The 823-nt window shown below is 65.7% G+C and carries 1 protein-coding gene; it reads left to right on the forward strand.

The genetic code is table 11. The features are described from left to right. On the forward strand, positions 1-823 hold an 823-nt coding region (locus tag P9254_RS28810), incomplete at both ends, for an elongation factor Tu (protein ID WP_278103915.1).

Here is an 823-nt window from a genome sequence, read left to right on the forward strand (position 1 = left end):
GCCCGCCAGGTCGGCGTGCCCTCGATCGTGGTGTTCCTGAACAAGGTCGACCAGGTCGACGACGCCGAGCTGCTCGAACTGGTCGAGCTCGAGGTTCGCGAACTGCTGACCAAGAACGAGTTCCCCGGCGACGACATTCCGATCGTCAAGGGTTCGGCTCTGGCTGCGCTCGAAGATTCGAACAAGACCATCGGCGAGGACGCCATCCGCGAGCTGATGGCGCAGGTCGACGCCTACATCCCGACGCCGGTCCGTCCGCTGGACAAGCCGTTCCTGATGCCGATCGAGGACGTGTTCTCGATCTCGGGCCGCGGCACGGTCGTGACCGGCCGCGTCGAGCGCGGCGTGGTCAAGGTCGGCGAGGAATTGGAGATCGTCGGCATCCGTCCGACGGCCAAGACCACCTGCACGGGCGTGGAGATGTTCCGCAAGCTGCTCGACCAGGGCCAGGCCGGCGACAACATCGGCGCGCTGTTGCGCGGCATCGACCGCGAGGGTGTCGAGCGCGGCCAGGTTCTGGCCAAGCCGGGTTCGGTGAAGCCGCACAAGAAGTTCGTGGCCGAAGCCTACATCCTGACCAAGGACGAGGGCGGCCGGCACACGCCGTTCTTCACCAACTACCGGCCGCAGTTCTACTTCCGCACCACCGACGTGACCGGCATCGTGACGCTGCCGGCCGGCACCGAGATGGTGATGCCCGGCGACAACATCACCGTCGACGTCGAGCTGATCGTGCCGATCGCGATGGAAGAGAAGCTGCGCTTCGCCATCCGTGAAGGCGGCCGCACCGTCGGTGCCGGCATCGTCGTCACCATCAAAGAAT

This window comes from Mesorhizobium sp. WSM4983 (genome assembly GCF_029625765.1).
GTDB lineage: Bacteria > Pseudomonadota > Alphaproteobacteria > Rhizobiales > Rhizobiaceae > Mesorhizobium.